Below are 19860 nucleotides of genomic sequence, written 5' to 3'. Positions count from 1 at the left end.
TGTTTACGAAGCAATATTTGTGGTGAGACGCTGCATTTGGATTTCTTGACCAACTTGGCTCCAGCGTAAAAGACGCGCAGGCTGATATAGATAGGTTGGAAGATGTATTGCAGTGCGGGGAGCAGTCGTCGATAGCGCGATCGCAGTTCCCAGATCACAAAGGTTCCAATTCACCAGATTTTGCACACCTGAAAAGAGCGATCGCGTTGTTCCGGCTAAAGTGCCGTCGAATAATCTTGCGGTTCCATTCGTTACTTCGATTTGTCGAGTGTCCCAAGGATAGCGTCCGTCCGGGAGTCCAAGCGGTGAAAGGGCATCACTGACAAGAAAAATTCCGCGATCGTATTCGCTCGCTTTGAGCAAAATCTCCATCATGATCGGTGAGACATGCTGCCCATCTGCAATTAAGCCACAATAAACGTGAGGATTTGTAATGGCGGCTCCTAGTAGTCCAGGTTCGCGATGGTGCAAACTGGGCATCGCGTTGAAAGCATGTGTGACCATTGAAGCGCCTTGATCAAAGGCTTGTTGGGCTTGGGTTGCGGTTGATTGAGAGTGTCCGAGACTAACGGTAATGCCGAGAGATTTGAGATATTCGATCGTGGCTCCACTGGGATCGAGTTCTGGAGCTAACGTTATGACTTTGACGATCGAGGCATAATCGCCTAAAACCTGTTTAATCGTTTCAATTGTGCAGGGCAGAAGAAATTCTTCAGGATGTGCGCCTCGTTTTTGCGGATTGAGAAACGGACCTTCGAGATGAACGCCTAGAATTTCAGGATGATTGGCTTCAGCGATGATTTGGAGCGATCGCTGAATGTTCTCGATCGAGGTTGTAACAATTGTGGGCAAGAATCCATCGATACCTTGATGCCAAAGAAAGTCACAAATTTTGTCTAACTGGTGGGCGTTATCTGAGTTGAGATCGGGAAAGGCTAAGCCTAATGCCCCGTTAATTTGTAAATCAATGCCGCCTAACGAGATCCAATCTCCTTCAGCATCGATCACAAGGGTCGAAGTTTCGCTGGCTTCGGCTGGGGATTGGATCGAGGGTGCAATCTCAACGATTTTGTCATTCTCGATCAAGATTTGCTGCAAACCGGAGAAACCAGGAACTTGAGCATTGATAATCAGCATGTTTTAGTGTTTGATCTGGATTCGTTTTGGATTTTCGCACATGAGTCAGCCGCTAATTGGGATCATTATGGGAAGCGATTCGGATCTGCCGACGATGCAGGCAGCGATCGCAGTTTGTGAAGAGTTTGGTGTGCCGTGTGAGGTGGAAATTGTCTCGGCACATCGCACGCCAGAGCGGATGGTGCAGTATGCAAAAGAGGCGCATACTCGTGGATTGAAAGTGATTATTGCCGGGGCTGGAGGTGCAGCGCATTTGCCAGGAATGGTGGCATCAATGACGGTGTTGCCTGTGATTGGGGTTCCGGTACAGACGAAGACGCTTCAGGGGGTCGATTCGCTGTATTCGATCGTGCAAATGCCTGCGGGAATTCCAGTGGCGACTGTGGCGATCGGGAATGCCAAAAATGCAGGACTCTTGGCTGTTCAGATTTTGGGCAGTCATGATGCTGAGTTGTTTGCCAAACTGCAAGCGTATCGCCAGAGTTTGACGGAAATGGTGCAGCAAAAGCAAGCCGAGTTAGGGCGCGTTGGATATCAGCAGTATCTTCAACAGATGTAACGTTTCTATAACCGATCGTAATTTGGTTCAAACTCAAATGGGAGACTGGAAATCGCTTGCTCATAAGCTTTTCAGTAATTAGGAGATGAGTGGATGACCTTGCGATCGGTTGAGCCTTCTAAGAAAAAACTTTGGTATGCCGCAATTAAACCGCCGATGTATAGCGTTGCGGTCATGCCAATTTGGGTGGGATCTGCGGTGGCTTTTGCAGAGACTCGATCGTTGAATCTTCTGGTATTTTTTACGTTTCTAATTTCTGCAATTTTGATTCTGGCTTGGGAAAATCTCAGCAATGACGTGTTTGATTCTGAGACAGGAGTCGATGTCAATAAGGCGAATTCGGTCGTGAATTTGACTGGAAATAAGTCGCTGATCTTTTGGATTTCCAATGCTTTTTTGGTAGCGGGATTATCGGGAATTTTGGCGATCGCGCTGATGCAGGGTGACTTTACCGTGATTGGGTTAGTGCTGGCTTGTTGTGCGATCGGTTATATCTATCAAGGACCTCCATTTCGATTGAGCTATCAGGGTTTGGGCGAGCCATTGTGTTTCTTAGCATTTGGACCTTTAGCATTTTCGGCGGCTTATTATAGTCAGACTAAAGCTTGGTCAGGAACGAATTTAGCGGCTTCGATCGGAGTGGGAATTGCGACGAGTTTGATTCTGTTTTGTTCGCATTTTAATCAAGTCGAAGATGATGCAGCGATCGGGAAAAAGTCTCCGGTGGTTCGGCTTGGCGCGAAGCGCTCTGCTCAGCTTCTTCCTTGGATTTGTGGCAGCTTTTATGCGTTGACCATTCTATTTGTCATTTTGAAACTGTTCCCAGTTTGGACGTTGCTCTCGCTGCTGAGTTTTCCAGTTGCGAAAAGGCTATGTCATACAATCGGTTCACAGTATCATCAACCCCATAAACTCTTGCGTTGTCGATTAATTGCGGTTGAATTGCATTTTTGGTTCGGATTGCTATTTGGGTTAGGATTTCTGTTCCTGTAATGCAATTTGAATTTCGACCTTATCAACGACGATTTCGCCAATCTCTCAAAACACATTATGGAGAATGGTCAGTCCGGGAAGGAATTTTAATCCGATTAGATGATCGCTTTGGAGAAATTACGCCGCTGGAGTGGTTTGGCTCAGAATCGATGCAGGACGCGATCGAGCTTTGCCAATCTGCTCCCCATGACATCGATCTCGATTGGATTCAGCAAGTTCCGTTTCCAGCGTGTCAATTTGGATTTGAGTCGGCGCTTAATTCAGGGCAATTCCAAGCAATGCCTCAGAGTGCTTTGATGTCTGATGAATGGCGATCGCTCTGGGATCAGGGCTATCGAACGTTTAAATTGAAAATCGCGATCGCTCCAATCGAAATCGAAATCGCAACAGTCCAAGCCTTACTGGATCAATTACCGGAAAATGCAAACTTAAGACTCGATGCAAACATGGGGTTAACGGAATCTGAAACGCATCAATGGCTCGAATTTTGTGATCAATCCAGAATTGAATTGATCGAGCAGCCGATGCGAACCGATCAGTTTGAAACCATGCTGAAGTTGAGCCAGATGTATCGAACTGCGATCGCATTAGATGAGTCTGTCTCAACTTTGGCTCAATTGAAAGCGTGTTATGAGCGAGGCTGGCGCGGAATTTTTGTGATTAAACCAGCGATCGCGGGCTTTCCTTCTCAACTGCGCCAATTTTGTCGAGAACATCAACTCGATACAGTTTTTTCAACAGTGTTTGAGACTGAGATTGGTCGTCGGGCAGGATTACAACTGGCAGCGGAACTGAGTCAGCGAGCCGTTGGCTACGGGACAACGCATTGGTTTGATGAACTGAATAGCGAAGACTTTGAGGAGTTATGGAACAGCCTTTAAGTCGATTAGCGACATTTGATTTTGTAGAGCGTCGCCGAGTTCAGGAAATTGCTGAACTGCGGTATCGAGAGTTGTTGAAATATGAGCATGCGATGCCTCCGGCACACGCGAGCGTGACCGTGTTTTTATGCGATCGAGATCCAATTCAATGGATGGCAGGATTTATTGCAGCTTGTTCTGTGCCTTGTGAACTGTTTCTTTGCAATCCAGATTGGGGCGAAACCGAATGGAAACAGGTGTTTGAATTGGCTCAACCGACTCTGATTTGGGGAGAACCTAGGTTTGTGGAAGGCTTGGAGAATCGCCCCCTAAATCCCCCAAAATTGGGGGACTTTGAATGTCGAGAATTTCCTGATTTCAAAGTCCCCCAGAATGAGGGATTTAGGGTACTGAAGCCGACTGAAGCTCAGCACGAAGCGCTGCTGATCATGATTCCGACTGGAGGCACTTCTGGCAAAATTCGGTTTGCAATTCACACCTGGGACACTCTCACCGCTTCTGTTCAAGGATTTCGCCAATACTTTGAACTCGATCGCATTAACTCTTTCTGCGTTCTTCCGCTCTATCATGTCAGCGGTTTAATGCAACTGCTGCGATCGCTGCTCACAAACGGCACATTCACGCTTCAATCCTGGAAAAATCTAAACACCGACTTCGATCCGCAAAACTTCTTCATCTCTCTGGTTCCGACTCAACTCCAGCAATTGATGCCTCATGCAGATTGGCTCGCCAAATTCAGAACCATTTTGCTCGGAGGCGCACCCGCTTGGTCAAATCTCCTTGAAGACGCACGATTGAAACATCTTCCGATCGCCCCAACTTACGGGATGACCGAAACTGCTTCTCAGATTGCAACGCTCAAACCTGCTGATTTTCTCAAGGGTGTTCAAGGGTGTGGGCAAGTTTTACCTCATGCAGAAATTACGATCGCTCATCAAAAACTCTTAATCCGCTCAAAATCCTTGATGCTTGGGTATTACCCGAATCTCGATCAGCCTGAAACCTTTGAACCTGACGATTTGGGATACTTTGATGAACAAAACTATCTCCATCTCATCGGTCGTGACAGCAACAAGATCATTAGCGGCGGTGAGAACATTTTCCCGGCAGAAGTGGAATCTGCAATTCGATCAACCAATCTTGTCCGAGATATTCACGTTTTAGGAATTCCGGACGAAATCTGGGGACAGAGCGTGACGGCAATTTATGTTCCTGATGATGAAACGGTTACGTTTGAAGAGATTAAAACTGCCTTAAAATCACACTTAACTTCATTCAAAATTCCTAAACGATGGATCGCTGTCGCTCAGATCCCACGAAGTTTGCAAGGAAAAATCCAGCGCCATCGCATCGAAGCAATTCTGGATTTACATAAAAGATCTGACAGTTGACGAAATCACGTACTACACTTGTATTATAAATCTGACAAACCTATTCCAAAAGGAGACCGTTCATGCATACCTTAACTCGCACCAGCACAACGGAAATGGAAGTGACGAGCATCCGTTTAGAGCGTGAGTTGAAGGAGGAGCTAAAAGCACTTTCTGGCAACCAAGGCTATCAAGCGCTCATTCGCGACATTTTGTGGAACTATGTGCAACAGCGATCGGGCAGCTATTCCCCCTCTCTCTCATCCGCCGATGTGCGTGCCACTCTATCTGCTACCGCTCAAACCGACGATCGCTGCGCCCTTACTGGCAAACCTATCCGCTCCGGCGAGAATATACTCTTGGGACTCACGATCGAAGGCAATCTTATTCCTCTCAGTCTGGGCAGTCTGCCTTAACAGCATTTTGTCGGGATGAGGAGAACAAATTGTTTCCTTTCTCCTTATCCCTGTTATAATATTTCTCATTGCGCGGATGTGGCGGAATTGGTAGACGCGCCAGATTTAGGTTCTGGTTTCGCAAGAAGTGAAGGTTCAAGTCCTTTCATCCGCATTTTTCAATCTATTTCAGGTAGCTTAATCCAACGAAGTTGCGGCAAGATCTTCTCATAGAAGTGAGGAACCGATATGACGCACTCTTCGATCGTTCAAAACTATATCAATGGCGAATGGTCTATTCCCGAAACTGAAACTTATTTAGAAGTCAGAAATCCAGCCACGATCGAAGTTTTAAGTAAAGTTCCGCTCTCGCCTGCGCGTGAAGTCGATCGAGCCGCTCAAGCTGCTCAAACTGCATTTCAAACCTGGCGACGCACGCCCGCGACTGAACGCGTGCAGTATTTATTCAAGCTCAAGACATTGCTCGAGGAGCATTTCGAGGACATTGCCCAGACGATTACACTCGAATGTGGCAAGACGCTTGCAGAATCCAAAGGCGAAATGAGACGCGCGATCGAGAATGTCGAGGTTGCCTGTGGAATTCCCATCTTAATGCAGGGCTATAACTCAGAAGACATTGCGCGTGGCATTGATGAACATATGATTCGCCAACCGCTGGGAGTCACCGCAGTCATTACACCGTTTAACTTTCCAGGTATGATTCCATTTTGGTTTATGCCTTACGCGATCGCATGTGGCAACACCTGCATTATTAAGCCGTCTGAACGGGTGCCTCTGACCATGCAGCGCATCTTTACTTTGCTCGAACAAACAGGCTTACCCAAAGGCGTGGTCAATCTGGTCAATGGAGCGAAAGAAGTGGTCGATGCTTTGCTGGATCATGCCGCAATTCGATCGATTAGCTTTGTCGGATCGACGGGAGTCGCGAAATATGTCTATAGTCGGGCAGCCGCAAATGGGAAAAGGGCACAGTGCCAAGGTGGCGCGAAAAATCCCGTCATTGTGCTACCGGATGCAGATATTGCGATGACAACGAAAATTATGGCAGATAGTGCTTTTGGATGTGCAGGACAACGATGTTTAGCTGCTTCAATTGCCATTACAGTTGGCAGTGCAAAATCTACTTTTACAGATGCGATCGCTGAAGCTGCAACCTCGCGCCAAGTTGGGTTTGGACTAGATTCTGGCGTACAAATGGGACCTGTGATCACTCATCAAAGTAAGACCCGAATTGAAACTATCATTCAACAAGCAGAAACAGAAGGTGCAACTGTTTTAGTCGATGGTCGAGCACCCAAAATTTCTGGATATGAGCAAGGTCACTTTGTTCGACCAACCATTTTGCAGAACATTGATCCGGCAGGTGAAATTGCTAAAACCGAGATTTTTGGGCCAGTGCTGAGCTTGATTCATCTCGATTCAATCGAAGACGCGATCGCCCTGATCAATCAAAGCCAATACGGAAACATGGCTTCCCTGTTTACTTCTAGTGGAGCTGCAGCCCGAAAATTCCGCTACGAAGCTGAAGCGGGGAATATCGGAATTAATATTGGAGTTGCAGCACCGATGGCATTCTTCCCGTTTAGTGGTTGGAAAGAAAGCTTTTTTGGGGATTTGCATGGTCAAGGATGGCAAGCGATCGAATTCTTCACCCAGACGAAAGTGATTGTCGAACGCTGGCATGACTGGACACGACAGTTTTAAGAGATCGATGCAGCCCAAACCCGATGCGAGATTCAGACAGAGTTTTCTTTTTAGGGGCGCTATTGAGGCACGTTGAAGGAGATCTCTTCCTGCAACTCTGAAAAGTCAATAAATTCTCTGTTCCGGGATTCTGCATCATTCAGACGGGCTAATACTTCAGGATGCAGGGCTTCTGACGCGCGTTCTTGCACGCTTGTAAAGAAGAAAAAGCGAGTACTACCGACGCAGAGGCAATCCCCATCCTGAAGTCGCTGGCGCTGTTGAACTCTTGTTCCATTGATGTACGAGCCATTCATACTATTGAGATCAACGAAGTAGAAGCCTTCATTCACAACATAGAGAATCACAGCATGACGACGAGAAAGCTTGCGATCCTGTAGGGGCAACGCTGCCGATCGATTACGTCCGATCGTCCAAACCATTTGCGGTTGTCTAAGACTCATCGATTCGCTTCTCAGCAAATTGGTGACGAGCCATGCCTGTTGACCCGACACAACGCCTTGAATATAGCGAGGTTTCGCTTCTGGAGTGACCGGAGACTCGATCGCGGATTTCGCTTCTTCAAGATCGATCGTCAACGTTGGGCTTTTGGCGATTTGCTGTTCTTCAGGGTTTTCCTCATCTAGCTGTTCTTCCAGTTCTTCCCAGAAGGATGCGAGGGCATCCGGAGATTGATTTGTGACAGCAGAAATCGCAGAATGGCGATCGTCTGGGCTATGAAATGCTTTTATCATGAGGCTTTCCCAAAAACAGGTCAAATCTGAGGTAGGTCTACTGATCTAGATTTCCCCGGATTGGGAAGAGGGAGACGATTTTGAATTTTGGATTTTCAATTGGGAGACCAGAAAAAGAACCTTTCCTGATTGATTCTGCACCTCTGACTGAATTGTAAACGCTGGCGATATGTGAGTCTCGATCGCGAAAATACGCTGATACGCGGGAAAATCACCTTGACAATCTGATCGATCGCAGTAGAATTGCACAAATCCGTTTGATTTTTTGTAGATCAGACGTTCTAAGTGTGCTATCTATTATAGAAATTCCGCTAATTTAGCTCACTTGTTTGATTCCGGGCTACACTAAACACTGTTTTTTACTGACTCCCTGTGTACGTTAAGCGTGTTGAACTAACAAATTTCAAGTCTTTTGGCGGCACAACGCCGATTCCGTTGCTGCCAGGGTTCACCGTGATCTCAGGTCCAAACGGATCAGGGAAGTCAAATCTACTGGATGCATTGCTCTTTTGCTTAGGGCTAGCAGGCTCAAAAGGGATGCGGGCTGAGCGATTGCCTGACCTGGTAAATCATGCACAGGCCACGAAAGGGCGAGCAACCGTCGAAGCGGCAGTGACAACAGTATTTGATCTATCAGATGAATTAGATCTGTTTAATGCTCTCAGCAATCCAGATGAAAGTAATATCGATGTTTCATTGAATGAGCCAAGTCAGAGTTCGGCAAATGGACATCATGAGAATGGTCATGTCTCTGCACCAGATGTCGTTTATGAATTAAACGGTTCTGAAAATGGTAACAGCAACGGTGAAATTAACGCAGAGTGGAAAGTGACTCGTAAATTGCGAGTAACACAGCAGGGAACGTATACGTCAAACTATTTCATCAATGATGAACCCTGTACGTTAACAGAACTGCATGAGCAGTTGAACCGGATGCGGATCTATCCTGAGGGATATAACGTTGTCTTGCAAGGGGACGTAACTCGGATCATTTCGATGAACGGGCGAGAACGTCGTGAAATCATTGATGAATTGGCAGGAGTTGCTTCATTCGATCGCAAAATCAACCAAGCGAAAGACAAGCTCGATGCGGTAAAAGATCAAGAAGATAAATTTCACATTGTCGAGCGTGAATTGATCGAGCAGCGCGATCGCTTAGCTCAAGATCGGATCAAAGCCGAGAAATACAAAAAACTGCGCGCAGAACTTCAAGCGAAAGAACAGTGGGAAGTCGTTATCCGTTACGAACAAGCCGCGCAAGGCGTTCGCAAATTACAAGAGCAAATTCAATCCGATGAAACAGCGATCGCTGATTTGACTGAACAGCTAGCAGCACTGCAACTTGAAATCAATCAAGTGACTGCTGAATTAGAGAAACTGAATGCACATGTGCGATCGCTCGGTGAAGAAGAACAAATCGCAGTGCAATCGACCCTCGCAGCGCGAGAAGCTGAACTGCGCCAGTTAGAACGTCAACAGCAAGACTTGCAGAAATCAAGCCAGGATTTGATTGCGACTTTATCCAAAGCGCAGCAAGACCTCCAAGAAAACATGCAGACCTTGGCAGCACTGACCCGTGAGAAAGAATCCATCGAAACCCAAGAGCTGATTGCGGCAACCCAGAAGCGTGATCAAGCCAAGGCAGTCCTTGAGAAGAAACGCGAACAGGCAAATGCTTCGGCTGCCAATGCAGAGGCTTGGGTGCAAGAACAAACCCAATTGCACCATCACATCGAAACCTTGATCAAAGCTCTGGAGCCGCAACGGGCTGAACAAGCTGGATTGAGAGAAAAAACCAATCAACTCGATCGCCAAGTTCAAGAGCAAACAGAAGCCCTCAGAACAACTACAGCCGAATTGAATCAGCAGCAGATCGCAGCAGCAGATATCACTCAACGATTTGCAGCCGCGACGCAGCAAGTTCAATCGATGGCGCAAGCGCTCGCGGAAGTTGAACAAGAGTTGCAGATTCAACAAGAAACTGAGAAACGATTACTTGCTGAACAACGAGATAAGCAACGCGCCTTAGATAAATTAGAAGCCCAAACGCAAGCAGTGCAAGAAGCACAAGGCACTCAGGCTTCACAAGTCATCATGAAAATGGGACTATCCGGAGTGTGTGGCTTAGTCGCAGAACTCGGACAGGTTACTTCGCGCTATCAGCTTGCCTTAGAAACCGCAGCCGGTGGGCGACTGGCAAATATTGTCGTCGAAGATGATGCGATCGCTGCTGCCGCGATCGATATTCTCAAACAGCGTCGGGCTGGACGAGCCACATTCTTACCGCTCAATAAACTCAAGCCGCCTCATATTCCCAATCGTGCCACGATGCGATCGATGCAGGGCTGCATTGATTATGCGATTAATTTAATCGACTTCGAGGATCGCTATTACGACGTATTTGCTTACATCTTCGGTACAACTGTTGTCTTTGAGACACTCTCTGATGCGCGACGACATATCGGGCAATATCGGATTGTGACCTTAGATGGCGAATTACTCGAATCGAGTGGAGCAATGACCGGGGGAAGTAGCGGCGCTCGATCGTCGTTACGATTTGGCAAAGGTCAAGCCGCAGAATCACCGGAAATCACAGCATTAAAGCGGCGACTGCAAGAAATCGATCAGATTTTGGGACATTGTGAAAGCTCGATCGCGAAAGCAACCATTCTTCAGAAAGACCGCACCAAATTTCTCAGCGATGCGCGTCAACAACACGCAGAATTGAAAGTCAAAGCGGATCAAGCCAAAGTCGAACTCGATCGCCTGGAAAAACAACAAATTCAACTCACCCAGCAGCTTGAAACCAATCAAAAAGAACTGGCAGCAGCGCAAGTTCGCTTACAAGTCTTAGAGTCGGAACTTCCAGTTCAAGAGGCGAATTTAGCCCGGTTAAGAACGACCTTGGCGGAATTAGAGCAATCGCAGTCTCATAGCGAATGGCAGCAAATTCAAGCGGGCATTCGGGAATTAGAAACCGATCTGAACCAGAAAGAGGGAGATTTAAGAGCGATCGAACAACGCTCCCAAGATCTTGAAACTCAGAGAAAACTATTACAGGAAAAAATCGAGCAGGGACAGATCCGAATTCAGGAATCTCGAACCCAGCAAACTCTGCAATTGCAGCAGCAATCAGAAAATACAAATCAACAAACTGCCGTCAATACCCAGATCACCGAACTCAAAGCCACACTTGCTGAACTCGATAAAACCTTAGGCGAAGAACGACACAAACGCGATGCGGTCGATCGACAGCTCCGCGAACTTCAGAATCGCCAGCAGCAGCACATTTGGCAACGTGATCAAACGCTAGAGACTCAGCAATCTCGTCGAGCTAGCCTCGCTGAACAGCAAGCAGCCCTCGAAGCCCAACGCGCCGAACTGCCTGATCCGGTTCCTGAAATTCCCGACAATGCCACTCGCGATCTCGGACAACTTCAGCACGAACTCCGTTCGATGCAAAAACGCCTTCAGGCAATGGAACCTGTGAATATGTTGGCGTTAGAAGAATACGATCGCACTCAAGCCCGTTTAGACGAACTCACCGAAAAACTCGAAACGTTACAAGAAGAACGTACTGAGTTGCTGTTAAGAATTGAAAACTTTACCACGCTGCGACAGCGCGCCTTCATGGAAGCTTATGAAGCGGTTGATTTGAACTTCCAGAAGATCTTTGCCACCTTATCGGATGGCGACGGGCGTTTACAGCTTGAAGATCCAAACGATCCATTTAACGGCGGATTGAACCTGATCGCTCACCCGAAAGGCAAACCTGTGCAACGGCTTGCCTCCATGTCGGGAGGTGAAAAATCTTTGACCGCGCTCAGTTTCATTTTTGCCCTTCAGCGGTATCGTCCCTCCCCGTTCTACGCGTTTGACGAGGTTGATATGTTCCTAGACGGAGCAAACGTCGAGCGATTAGCTAAAATGATTCAGCAGCAGGCGCAACAAGCTCAATTTATTGTCGTGAGTTTGCGTCGTCCGATGATCGAACGCGCTCAGCGAACGATCGGGGTTACTCAAGCACGAGGAGCCTTTACCCAAGTCCTGGGTATCAAACTTCCTCAAAGTGTTTAAGAATCGGATCACGTTCGGCATTCCGTATCGTTTGATCCTTCATATGGTTTGATAATTAGAAAAAAGCGTAAATAGACAGGATTCGGGACTCAATGACAGAAGAATTTCGCCAACGCTCCGACATACTTGGAACTCAGGTGATTACACGCACCACAGGCAAACGGCTTGGCGTGGTGAGTCAGCTTTGGGTGGACATTGACAGCCAAGCGGTTGTTGCCCTCAGTTTGCGCCCGAATCTGTTCTACGGCACTGCTCAACCGATGATGCTCGATAGCATTCGCCAGATTGGGGATGTGATCTTAGTCGATGACGAAGATGTGATCGAAGATGTCGATCTTGAAGGCTACAGCAATTTGATCGGATACGAAGTCATTACTGAAACGGGTGAACTGCTTGGAAAAGTTCGAGGCTTCCGATTTGATATCGATAGCGGCAGATTAGATGCATTAACGATCGCATCAATTGGACTGCCACTCATTCCCGATCAAGTTGTTAGCACCTACGAACTCTCGATCGATGAAATCGTCAGCAGTGGTCCCGATCGCCTCATCGTCGTCGAAGGCTCGGAAGACCGCATGAATCAACTCAGCGTCGGCGTGCTTGAACGTCTCGGCATTGGTCGTGCCCCCTGGGAAAAAGACGAACCGCAATATTTGGCTCCAGCCCGTCCTGAAAATCAGCTTCCTTCGGGTCAGCCTACTCAAGTGAATGTGCAACCGCGCATTCAACAACCCGTTGAAGAAACCTGGAGCGATGACGATTTAGGCTATGACGACGAGCCGCGTTATCGTGAACCGATTCCGATCGAGCGAAATCAAGAACCTCCGCGTCAGCAATATCGCGAAGCGCAAGCCTATCCACCGCCAGAAGCGTACGAAGAAGACGAAGAAGACGAATTGGATAACTGGGGCAGTTTGGCAACCGTCGATGATGAAGAGGATAATCTCGACACCAAATCAACCTGGGTAGACGAAGAGGAAGAAGAAGCGATCGTTGTAGATTACACCCCGGTCGTGGATACAGAACCGGGAACTCAACCTACTCCAGACAGCTTTGAACCCGGCAATCTCGATGAAGATCCTTGGGCAGAACAGCCTCAAGCTGAAGCCGAAGAGGATGAAGACACGCTAGAAGTCCCGGCTGAAGACACAGAGGATGAATCTGAACGGATTCCGCTCAACATTCCTGAGAAGCCGAAACAAAAACAACCCGAATATGAAGAGGAAGGCTACTAAGCTGATCTCTCATGTCTACCGTGGGGTAGGTATCTTGCCCACTCAAATCCAGAGGCAGGCAAAGATGCCTGCCCCACTGTTTATTTCATATGTCAAACAGCTCTGAACTCACTTCTACTTCCACATCTCATCCATTTACTCATGGGCACACTTTTTCCAGCCCCGGTGGACATTTTACCTATCGCGTAATTGGCGCTTGCTGTCGCTTATTCGATCGAGAACAGCTTCCCTACCCCTGCTGCCGAATCGAATGGCGTGGAAAAGAACCCAGTTGGCGCAGAATTGGACGACGGTTTATTGTCGATTTGGCAACTCGCAACAGTCCTTCTTACAGCGTCGAAATCGTCGGACGTGAGGCGCACGAGCCAATCGTCATGACGTTGTATTGGTGCAAACTGCCTCAGCCTCTCAAAGAATGGTGGCATTCCAGCAAACCTGCGACGATCGATTCAACTAATTCTCGACTTGCAGAAGACATCAAAATCGAAGGATAAACGGCACTGCCCCAGCGGGGATGAATCACGGTGAAGCAATTGCCGATCGCTTTTGTTGCATATCCTAATGTCGATCGCACAACCGCCACATCATCGAGCCGCAAAGACCCGGATTCTGACAAAATCGGCAACCCCGTTTTCGGATCAAACAAATCCGCTAAGTGCCCTTGTTGGCGGAGCATTTCTGTCACTTTCAAACCAAAAGAGAGAAACTGCGATCGCAACACTTGCTTTTGATGATCCGCTTCCGGGCAGTGTTCTGTTAACTCGCGATCGGCAGGCTGTAGAACCACCACGATCGAGCGAATTGGGTCAGACCAATCTGGCAATAACTTCTCAGAATGCTGACAAATAAATTCGCTCGGTGGATGGACAGAATATTGCATCACAAAGTAAAAAGAATGAATCGATCGGATATAGTGCTAATGCACCATTTTTCTGTTAGATATGCCGCAGTTTGAATCGGCTATTGATCATCTTAAATCGCTTGATCATACAGTGACCCATTCAGGAAAAGAAATATCATCTCCTAAACTTTTCTACACCCATGATAACGGTCAGCTTTGGCTCGGCGATGCGGTTGAATGGCTGAAATCACTACCTTCTGAGTCGATCGATTTAGTGTTTGCCGATCCGCCTTACAATCTTAAAAAAGCAGAATGGGACAGTTTTGAATCTCAGAAATTGTATCTCGAATGGTCACTGCAATGGATTGAACAAGTCGCCCGAATTCTCAAGCCGACAGGAACGTTTTATATTTGTGGCTTTTCTGAAATATTGGCTGATCTAAAACTACCCGCCTCGCAATTTTTTCAAGGATGCCGTTGGCTGATTTGGCACTACAAAAATAAAGCGAACTTATCAAATGATTGGGGTCGATCGCATGAAAGCATTTTGCATTTTCGCAAATCAAGAAAATTCACCCTATCGATTGAGAACATCCGCACTCGTTACGGTGAACATACCCTGAAATATCCCGAACATCCGCAAGCCGAAACCAGCCAATACGGCAAGGGCAAAAAAGTAACGAAGCTTTGGCAGCCTCACCCAAAAGGCGCAAAACCTCGCGATGTGATTGAAGTGCCAACCACCTGTAATGGCATGAATGAAAAAACACCGCATCCCACTCAAAAACCCGAAGAATTGGTGAGAAAATTCGTCTTAGCTTCTTCTCAACGAGGCGATCGCATTCTCGATCCGTTCCTGGGTTCTGGCACAACTGCAGTCGTTGCCGAACAACTCGGACGGAACTGGCTCGGTTGCGATCGACACGCAGAATACTTAAGTTGGGCGATCCCCAGAATCGAATCGGCTAAAAAACAATCCGATGAAGCATGGTTTTGGGAAGACCGCAATCGCGAAGAACGACGTTCAAAAAATCGCGAAACATCATAATCTTGTATGGCAATATGTTGACGATCGTGCGCGTCACGTATATCTTTTTCTGGCAACGGTACAAGGAGCTTTTGTGGTTATTCTAATTGGCATTCTCGCTGGTCTTGTCGGATTCGTTCTGCTCGTCTTGTTGCTGCTCGAAGCTCAATATTGGCAGCGTCCAAGCAATACACTGGAGATGACCTCGGGCAAATGGGAACTCGCAGTCTACGAACCCCAGCGATACGTTCTAGTCGGTCAGATCGAATTGACCAATTTAACGCGCCGTTTAGAAGTCATGGCTCCTACGGTTCATGCAGAAGTTCAACTCCTTTCTTCGGGGAGCCTAGAGGGGATTCAAGTCAAAACTCGGATCATTCCCCGCTTCCAAGGCGCAGAACCTCGCAATGATGGCTATTGGGAAGCCCACATCATTAAGAGTATGGGACATGACCCAATCGAAGTGATTGTCGAAATCGAAGGCGCCAATCTCAGCGAATTAAAAGTCGCTTGGATTCAACTGCATTACGTTTCCTATGGCTCTCGAGGTCGATTCCCCAAAATTCGCCATGTCATCGTGCCCCTGAAGTTCCCGGCAGTCGAAGACTCAAAACGCTGGCGACCCGCACAAAATGCTGATGTGTTGCCGATTAAGACCCATTTGCTGACGCACTTAGATGATCCCGTGAGTGTCGTGAAACGGTATGTCATGCCTCATGCTCAACCCGGGGATATTGTGACGATCGGTGAATCTCCGATCGCGATTATGCAAGGTCGTTACCGCCATCCCAGCGAGATCAAACCCGGTTGGTTAGCAACTCGGCTGTCTTACATGTTCCATCCGACCTCCAGTTTGGCGACTGCTTGCGGACTGCAATCGCTGATTGATATCGAAGGCGAAGCACGGGTACTGTTTGCATTTATTGTTGGCTCGATCGCGAAAATTTTTGGGGTGAAAGGCATGTTCTACCGCCTCGCAGGTGAACAAGCGCGATTGATCGATGACGTGACTGGAACAATTCCGCCCTATGACCAATTTATCGTCATGGGTCCTGAAAACTCTCAGGAATTATGCGATCGCATTCAACGAGAAACTGGGCTATCTGCGGCAATTGTGGATGTGAACGACTTGAAACGAGTTAAAATATTAGCAGCATCGTCAGGCGTATCTACGTCCTTGCTGCATCAAGCTCTCATCAGCAATCCTGCTGGAAATGCCAACGAACAGACTCCTGTAGTTCTGATTCGTCCGACCGATACCTTTACAGAACGCGCTACTGTTGGGCTGCAATCGGCAAAATAACCTTAAATAAATACCCCTTAAGGTTTACCTAATGCCCTTGCCCAACGCTTAACCTGGGGTTGAATTGCTGCTGATATCCTTATGTCTCGACTTCCTCAGAAGACTGCTTCCGTTGTCATCCGTCCCGTCCAATATCGTGATCTCGATGCGATTGATCAACTTGCTCAGCAATCGCCAGAAATCAACTTGCCCCACTGCTCGACCGTGCGCGAGAAAACGGTATCGCTGCGGAATTGGTACGGAGTTCTGAAGGTGCTCAGCCTGTTTCCCAATCCTTTTCAGTCGCTCTCCTGTGTGCATGTGGCTGAATTGAATCAAAAGATTCAGGGCATGATTCGAGTCTCGCCTTTTAATCGGACAGGCAGCACTTGGAGAGTCGATCGCGTCATGGTCACTCCTGCGATCGTGGAATCTGACCAGGCAGAAGCACAAGTTCTCACGAAAGTCGATGTGGGATCGCTGCTCATTCGATTCTGTCTCGAGCGAATTTGGCAAGCGCGAACTTGGGTTTTAGAAATTGATGTCAACGACAAGTCAGCCTTAGATCTGTATCGCCATAATGGATTTCAACCTTTGGCGAATATGACCTATTGGTCGATTTCGACCGAGCAACTTCAGACGCTAGCTGAGCGTGAGCCAGACTTACCGAATTTGCTGCCCGTCAGTAATGCCGATGCTCAACTGCTGTATCAGTTGGACACAATGGCAATGCCGCCTCTGGTACGGCAGGTGTTCGATCGACATATCCAAGATTTTAAGACCAGTGTATTTGGCAGCTTGGTCGAGTGGGCAAAGCAGATTTTGACGCGCACTGAAGTTGTGAGTGGATATGTGTTTGAGCCGCAGCGCAAAGCGGCAATCGGATATTTCCAACTACGACTCAGCCGCGACGGTTCACAACCGCATACGGCACAGCTCACCGTCAATCCTGCTTACACCTGGCTCTATCCTGAATTGATGGCGCAGATGGCGCGGATTATGCAGGATCTCCCGGCTCAAGAATTGCAAATTGCATCACCGGATTATCAACCCGAGCGTGAGGGCTATTTAGATAGCATTGGCGCAGAGCGGATTGGACATACGCTTTTGATGTCTCGCTCAGTTTGGCACAAAGTTCGAGAAACAAAATCGATCGCAGAAGGATTACAGTTGGCAGAGATGCTGCAAGGCTTGCAGCCTGCCCGAAAGCCGGTGCCAGGACGAATCTCGATGATGAAATCGACGAAAATTACGTCTCCAGATCAGCCAGAACCAAAGTCTGAAACGCCAAAAAATGTGCAAGAACTTCTCAAGATGGCTCAAGACCCGCACCGTGAAGATCCCTGTTGCTAAATGGAAAGAGTTGCAGCCCTTGGACTAGATGTGGGTCAGAAACGCATTGGAGTTGCGGGCTGTGATGGAACAGGATTAATTGCCACAGGGCTAACCACGATTCGGCGCAAATCGTACTCGCAAACGATCGAAGAACTGCGTCAAATTGTGGTTGATCGACAAATTGAAATTCTTGTCATCGGATTGCCTTATTCAATGGATGGAACGCTTGGAAAACAGGCGCTCCATATTCAGAAATTTGCGGCGACCATTTCCAATGCTTTAGCGTTGCCGTATGAATTTATCGATGAGCGATTAACCAGCTTTGAAGCGGAAGAATCGATGAAGGCAGCCAGAATTTCGCTACAAGAAAACAAGGAATTAATCGATCGTAAAGCTGCCGCTATCATTCTTCAGCAATGGCTAGATCAGCGAAGAGCAACTCGCGCTTAATTTTTCTACACTTAACATGAATTGCGGATTTGCAAAAAAATTCTGGGTACGTTGAAAGATACGGACTTACTTTCGTTTCTATTCATGAAATGAATCTTATATGCTTAGGCGCATCAATCTCCAGACGAAATTATTTCTTGCCTTTTTGGTTCCAACGTCGATCTCGTTAATTGGGCTTGCAAGTAGTTCTAATACGATTAATCGGTTGATGCAGAGCACGACTCACCTGAGCCATACGAGCCTGATTAAAGCGAATGGGCTTTGGAAAATGATCGAAGGGCGATCTCAGATTGCAGCCGCACAAAATACTCTACTTCAGCATGAACTTTCTCCCCAGGAGCGCACCATTGCCCTCACTCGAATTGAAACGGCTTGGGAACAAATCAATCAAGGCATGAACCAGGCGTTTCAATCGTCAAAATTTGAAGGCACCCTGAAATTTGAGCAGACCTTTCTCTGGGATTGGCAACGGTGGAAGCAAACCCATCAGAAGTTTTTACTCACGGAGAAAGCATTTTTTCAGTTTAGAATTGCTGACCCACAACAAGAACAGGCAAATTTATCCCTGAAGCCTTTCGATAAGTCCAAAATGCAGAAGATTGCAGCGGCTCTCAAAGCACGTAAGCAGCTCCTTGATGCCAAAGGACAGGAAAGCGCCGACTTTCAAGCAACTGAATATCCACTCGTATCGTTGCTGAACGATAGTCAAAAAATTGCCGCACAGATTCAGCAGGATGCGGCCGAAGAGGTTACCATTGCCCAAGGCTGGGCAGGACTTCTGATGGTTCTGATTCCTGTTACAGCAGGTGCAGTGGCTTGGGTTCTAAGTCGATCGATTGCGCAACCGATCGATCGACAAATTCACACGATGATCGAAGACCTCGAAGCTGCTAAAGATACACTTGAAGAAAAAGTGCAGGAACGCACTCAAGAACTAGAGCAGACCTTACAAGACCTGACTCAAGCCCAACTCCAATTGATTCAAGCTGAGAAAATGTCGAGTCTTGGAGAACTTGTCGCGGGAATCGCTCATGAAATCAATAATCCCGTTTCTTTCATTTACGGAAATTTATCCTACTTGAAAGAATATACTGACAAACTTCTAGATCTTCTAAAAATTTACCAGGAGCATTACCCCGAGCCAGTGGCAGCCATTCATACTGTGGCAGAAGAATCTGACCTAGAATTCATTCAGTCAGATTTGCGAAAAATTTTGGGTTCGATGAAATCGGGAACTGAGCGAATTCGAGAGATTGTCTTATCGTTGCGAAATTTTTCCCGGCTCGACGAAGCTGAATTTAAAGCGGTCGATTTACATGAGGGGATTGAAAGTACGCTACTAATTCTGTGTCATCGTTTGAACGCATCTCCTGATCGCCCAGAAATTCACATTCAGCGCGATTATAGTGAACTCCCGAAAGTTGAGTGTCAAGCTGGGCAACTCAACCAGGCCTTTATGAATATTTTGAGTAATGCGATCGACGCACTCGAATCAACTTCCCAACCTCAAATCACGATCCGCACCTCAGTCGTTGGAGAATCGGTCGAAATTGCGATCAGCGATAACGGCACAGGAATTTCCTCAGAAATCCAGCAGAAAATTTTCAACCCATTTTTTACGACAAAGCCTGTAGGGAAAGGAACAGGAATGGGAATGTCGATTAGTTATCAATTAATTGTTGAGAAGCACCACGGCAAATTAGAGTGTTGCTCAACAGAAGGAGAGGGGACAGAATTTCTGATTCAGATTCCGATTCGACAAACTACATAAGACTCTAGCTTCGACAAGATAGTCAATAGAATTCAGACGCCCTTTAAT

Annotated in this window: 17 protein-coding genes and 1 tRNA gene; 15 read left to right on the top strand and 3 right to left on the bottom strand. The window is 47.3% G+C overall.

Annotation, left to right across the window (positions count from 1 at the left end):
* Positions 1 to 3: 3 nt before the first annotated feature.
* Positions 4 to 1137: an N-acetylglucosamine-6-phosphate deacetylase gene (nagA, locus tag OU814_RS13485; RefSeq protein ID WP_017286481.1), complete on the bottom strand. Its 1134-nt coding sequence runs from the start codon at positions 1135 to 1137 to the stop codon at positions 4 to 6.
* A gap of 40 nt (positions 1138 to 1177) precedes the next feature.
* Between nagA and purE the strand changes: the two genes are divergently transcribed.
* The 7 genes from purE (at position 1178) to OU814_RS13450 (ending at position 7060) form a co-directional block, all read left to right on the top strand.
* Complete coding sequence (gene purE / locus OU814_RS13480; protein WP_268183508.1) at positions 1178 to 1696, top strand: 5-(carboxyamino)imidazole ribonucleotide mutase; 519 nt, start codon at positions 1178 to 1180, stop codon at positions 1694 to 1696.
* Positions 1697 to 1789: 93 nt separating this feature from the next.
* The gene (gene menA, locus OU814_RS13475) at positions 1790 to 2689 is read left to right on the top strand and encodes a 2-carboxy-1,4-naphthoquinone phytyltransferase (RefSeq protein ID WP_190647239.1); all 900 of its coding nucleotides are present in this window, start codon (positions 1790 to 1792) and stop codon (positions 2687 to 2689) included.
* Positions 2689 to 3570: an o-succinylbenzoate synthase gene (locus OU814_RS13470; RefSeq protein WP_268183505.1), complete on the top strand. Its 882-nt coding sequence runs from the start codon at positions 2689 to 2691 to the stop codon at positions 3568 to 3570. The genes menA and OU814_RS13470 overlap by 1 nt, the downstream gene beginning before the upstream one ends.
* The gene (locus OU814_RS13465; protein WP_268183503.1) at positions 3555 to 4961 is read left to right on the top strand and encodes a 2-succinylbenzoate--CoA ligase; all 1407 of its coding nucleotides are present in this window, start codon (positions 3555 to 3557) and stop codon (positions 4959 to 4961) included. Before OU814_RS13470 ends, OU814_RS13465 begins: the two co-directional genes overlap by 16 nt.
* 62 nt (positions 4962 to 5023) lie before the next feature.
* Entirely contained in the window at positions 5024 to 5356 is a 333-nt protein-coding gene (locus tag OU814_RS13460; protein ID WP_017286476.1) for a hypothetical protein, read from the top strand.
* 72 nt (positions 5357 to 5428) lie between these two features.
* A tRNA-Leu gene (locus OU814_RS13455) sits at positions 5429 to 5510 on the top strand.
* A 74-nt stretch (positions 5511 to 5584) separates the two neighbouring features.
* On the top strand, positions 5585 to 7060 hold the full coding sequence (locus OU814_RS13450; RefSeq protein ID WP_268183498.1) for a CoA-acylating methylmalonate-semialdehyde dehydrogenase: 1476 nt from the start codon (positions 5585 to 5587) through the stop codon (positions 7058 to 7060).
* Between the two features lie 59 nt (positions 7061 to 7119).
* On the opposite strand, the gene OU814_RS13445 is transcribed toward OU814_RS13450, so the two are convergent.
* On the bottom strand, positions 7120 to 7794 hold the full coding sequence (locus OU814_RS13445; protein WP_268183496.1) for an FHA domain-containing protein: 675 nt from the start codon (positions 7792 to 7794) through the stop codon (positions 7120 to 7122).
* 372 nt (positions 7795 to 8166) lie between these two features.
* On the opposite strand from OU814_RS13445, the gene smc reads away from it, so the two are divergent.
* The 3 genes from smc (at position 8167) to OU814_RS13430 (ending at position 13600) form a co-directional block, all read left to right on the top strand.
* Positions 8167 to 11871 carry a chromosome segregation protein SMC gene (smc, locus tag OU814_RS13440; protein WP_268183494.1) on the top strand — a complete coding sequence of 1235 codons (3705 nt, stop codon included), beginning with the start codon at positions 8167 to 8169 and terminating at the stop codon, positions 11869 to 11871.
* Positions 11872 to 11963: 92 nt separating this feature from the next.
* Entirely contained in the window at positions 11964 to 13106 is a 1143-nt protein-coding gene (locus OU814_RS13435) for a PRC-barrel domain-containing protein (RefSeq protein WP_017286471.1), read from the top strand.
* An 89-nt stretch (positions 13107 to 13195) separates the two neighbouring features.
* Positions 13196 to 13600 (top strand): hypothetical protein, encoded by a 405-nt coding sequence (locus OU814_RS13430; RefSeq protein WP_071596144.1) that lies wholly within the window; start codon positions 13196 to 13198, stop codon positions 13598 to 13600.
* Here OU814_RS13430 and OU814_RS13425 read toward each other — a convergent pair.
* Complete coding sequence (locus OU814_RS13425) at positions 13507 to 13986, bottom strand: methylmalonic aciduria and homocystinuria type D protein (RefSeq protein WP_017286470.1); 480 nt, start codon at positions 13984 to 13986, stop codon at positions 13507 to 13509. The two genes, OU814_RS13430 and OU814_RS13425, sit on opposite strands and share 94 nt — an antisense overlap.
* Positions 13987 to 14047: 61 nt before the next feature.
* Between OU814_RS13425 and OU814_RS13420 the strand changes: the two genes are divergently transcribed.
* From OU814_RS13420 to OU814_RS13400, 5 genes are all read left to right on the top strand, one after another.
* Positions 14048 to 14995: a DNA-methyltransferase gene (locus tag OU814_RS13420; RefSeq protein ID WP_017286469.1), complete on the top strand. Its 948-nt coding sequence runs from the start codon at positions 14048 to 14050 to the stop codon at positions 14993 to 14995.
* The gene (locus tag OU814_RS13415) at positions 14928 to 16277 is read left to right on the top strand and encodes a hypothetical protein (protein ID WP_017286468.1); all 1350 of its coding nucleotides are present in this window, start codon (positions 14928 to 14930) and stop codon (positions 16275 to 16277) included. The genes OU814_RS13420 and OU814_RS13415 overlap by 68 nt, the downstream gene beginning before the upstream one ends.
* Positions 16278 to 16358: 81 nt before the next feature.
* Positions 16359 to 17609: a GNAT family N-acetyltransferase gene (locus OU814_RS13410; RefSeq protein WP_190647232.1), complete on the top strand. Its 1251-nt coding sequence runs from the start codon at positions 16359 to 16361 to the stop codon at positions 17607 to 17609.
* Complete coding sequence (ruvX, locus tag OU814_RS13405; RefSeq protein WP_268183486.1) at positions 17610 to 18041, top strand: Holliday junction resolvase RuvX; 432 nt, start codon at positions 17610 to 17612, stop codon at positions 18039 to 18041.
* A gap of 100 nt (positions 18042 to 18141) precedes the next feature.
* The gene (locus tag OU814_RS13400) at positions 18142 to 19812 is read left to right on the top strand and encodes a sensor histidine kinase (protein WP_268183484.1); all 1671 of its coding nucleotides are present in this window, start codon (positions 18142 to 18144) and stop codon (positions 19810 to 19812) included.
* Positions 19813 to 19860 lie beyond the last annotated feature (48 nt).

The organism is Leptolyngbya sp. GGD (genome assembly GCF_026735145.1).
GTDB classification, from domain to species: domain Bacteria; phylum Cyanobacteriota; class Cyanobacteriia; order Leptolyngbyales; family Leptolyngbyaceae; genus Leptolyngbya; species Leptolyngbya boryana.
The sequence above is the reverse complement of the archived record's forward strand: the minus strand, read 5'-3'. Positions and strand labels throughout refer to the sequence as shown.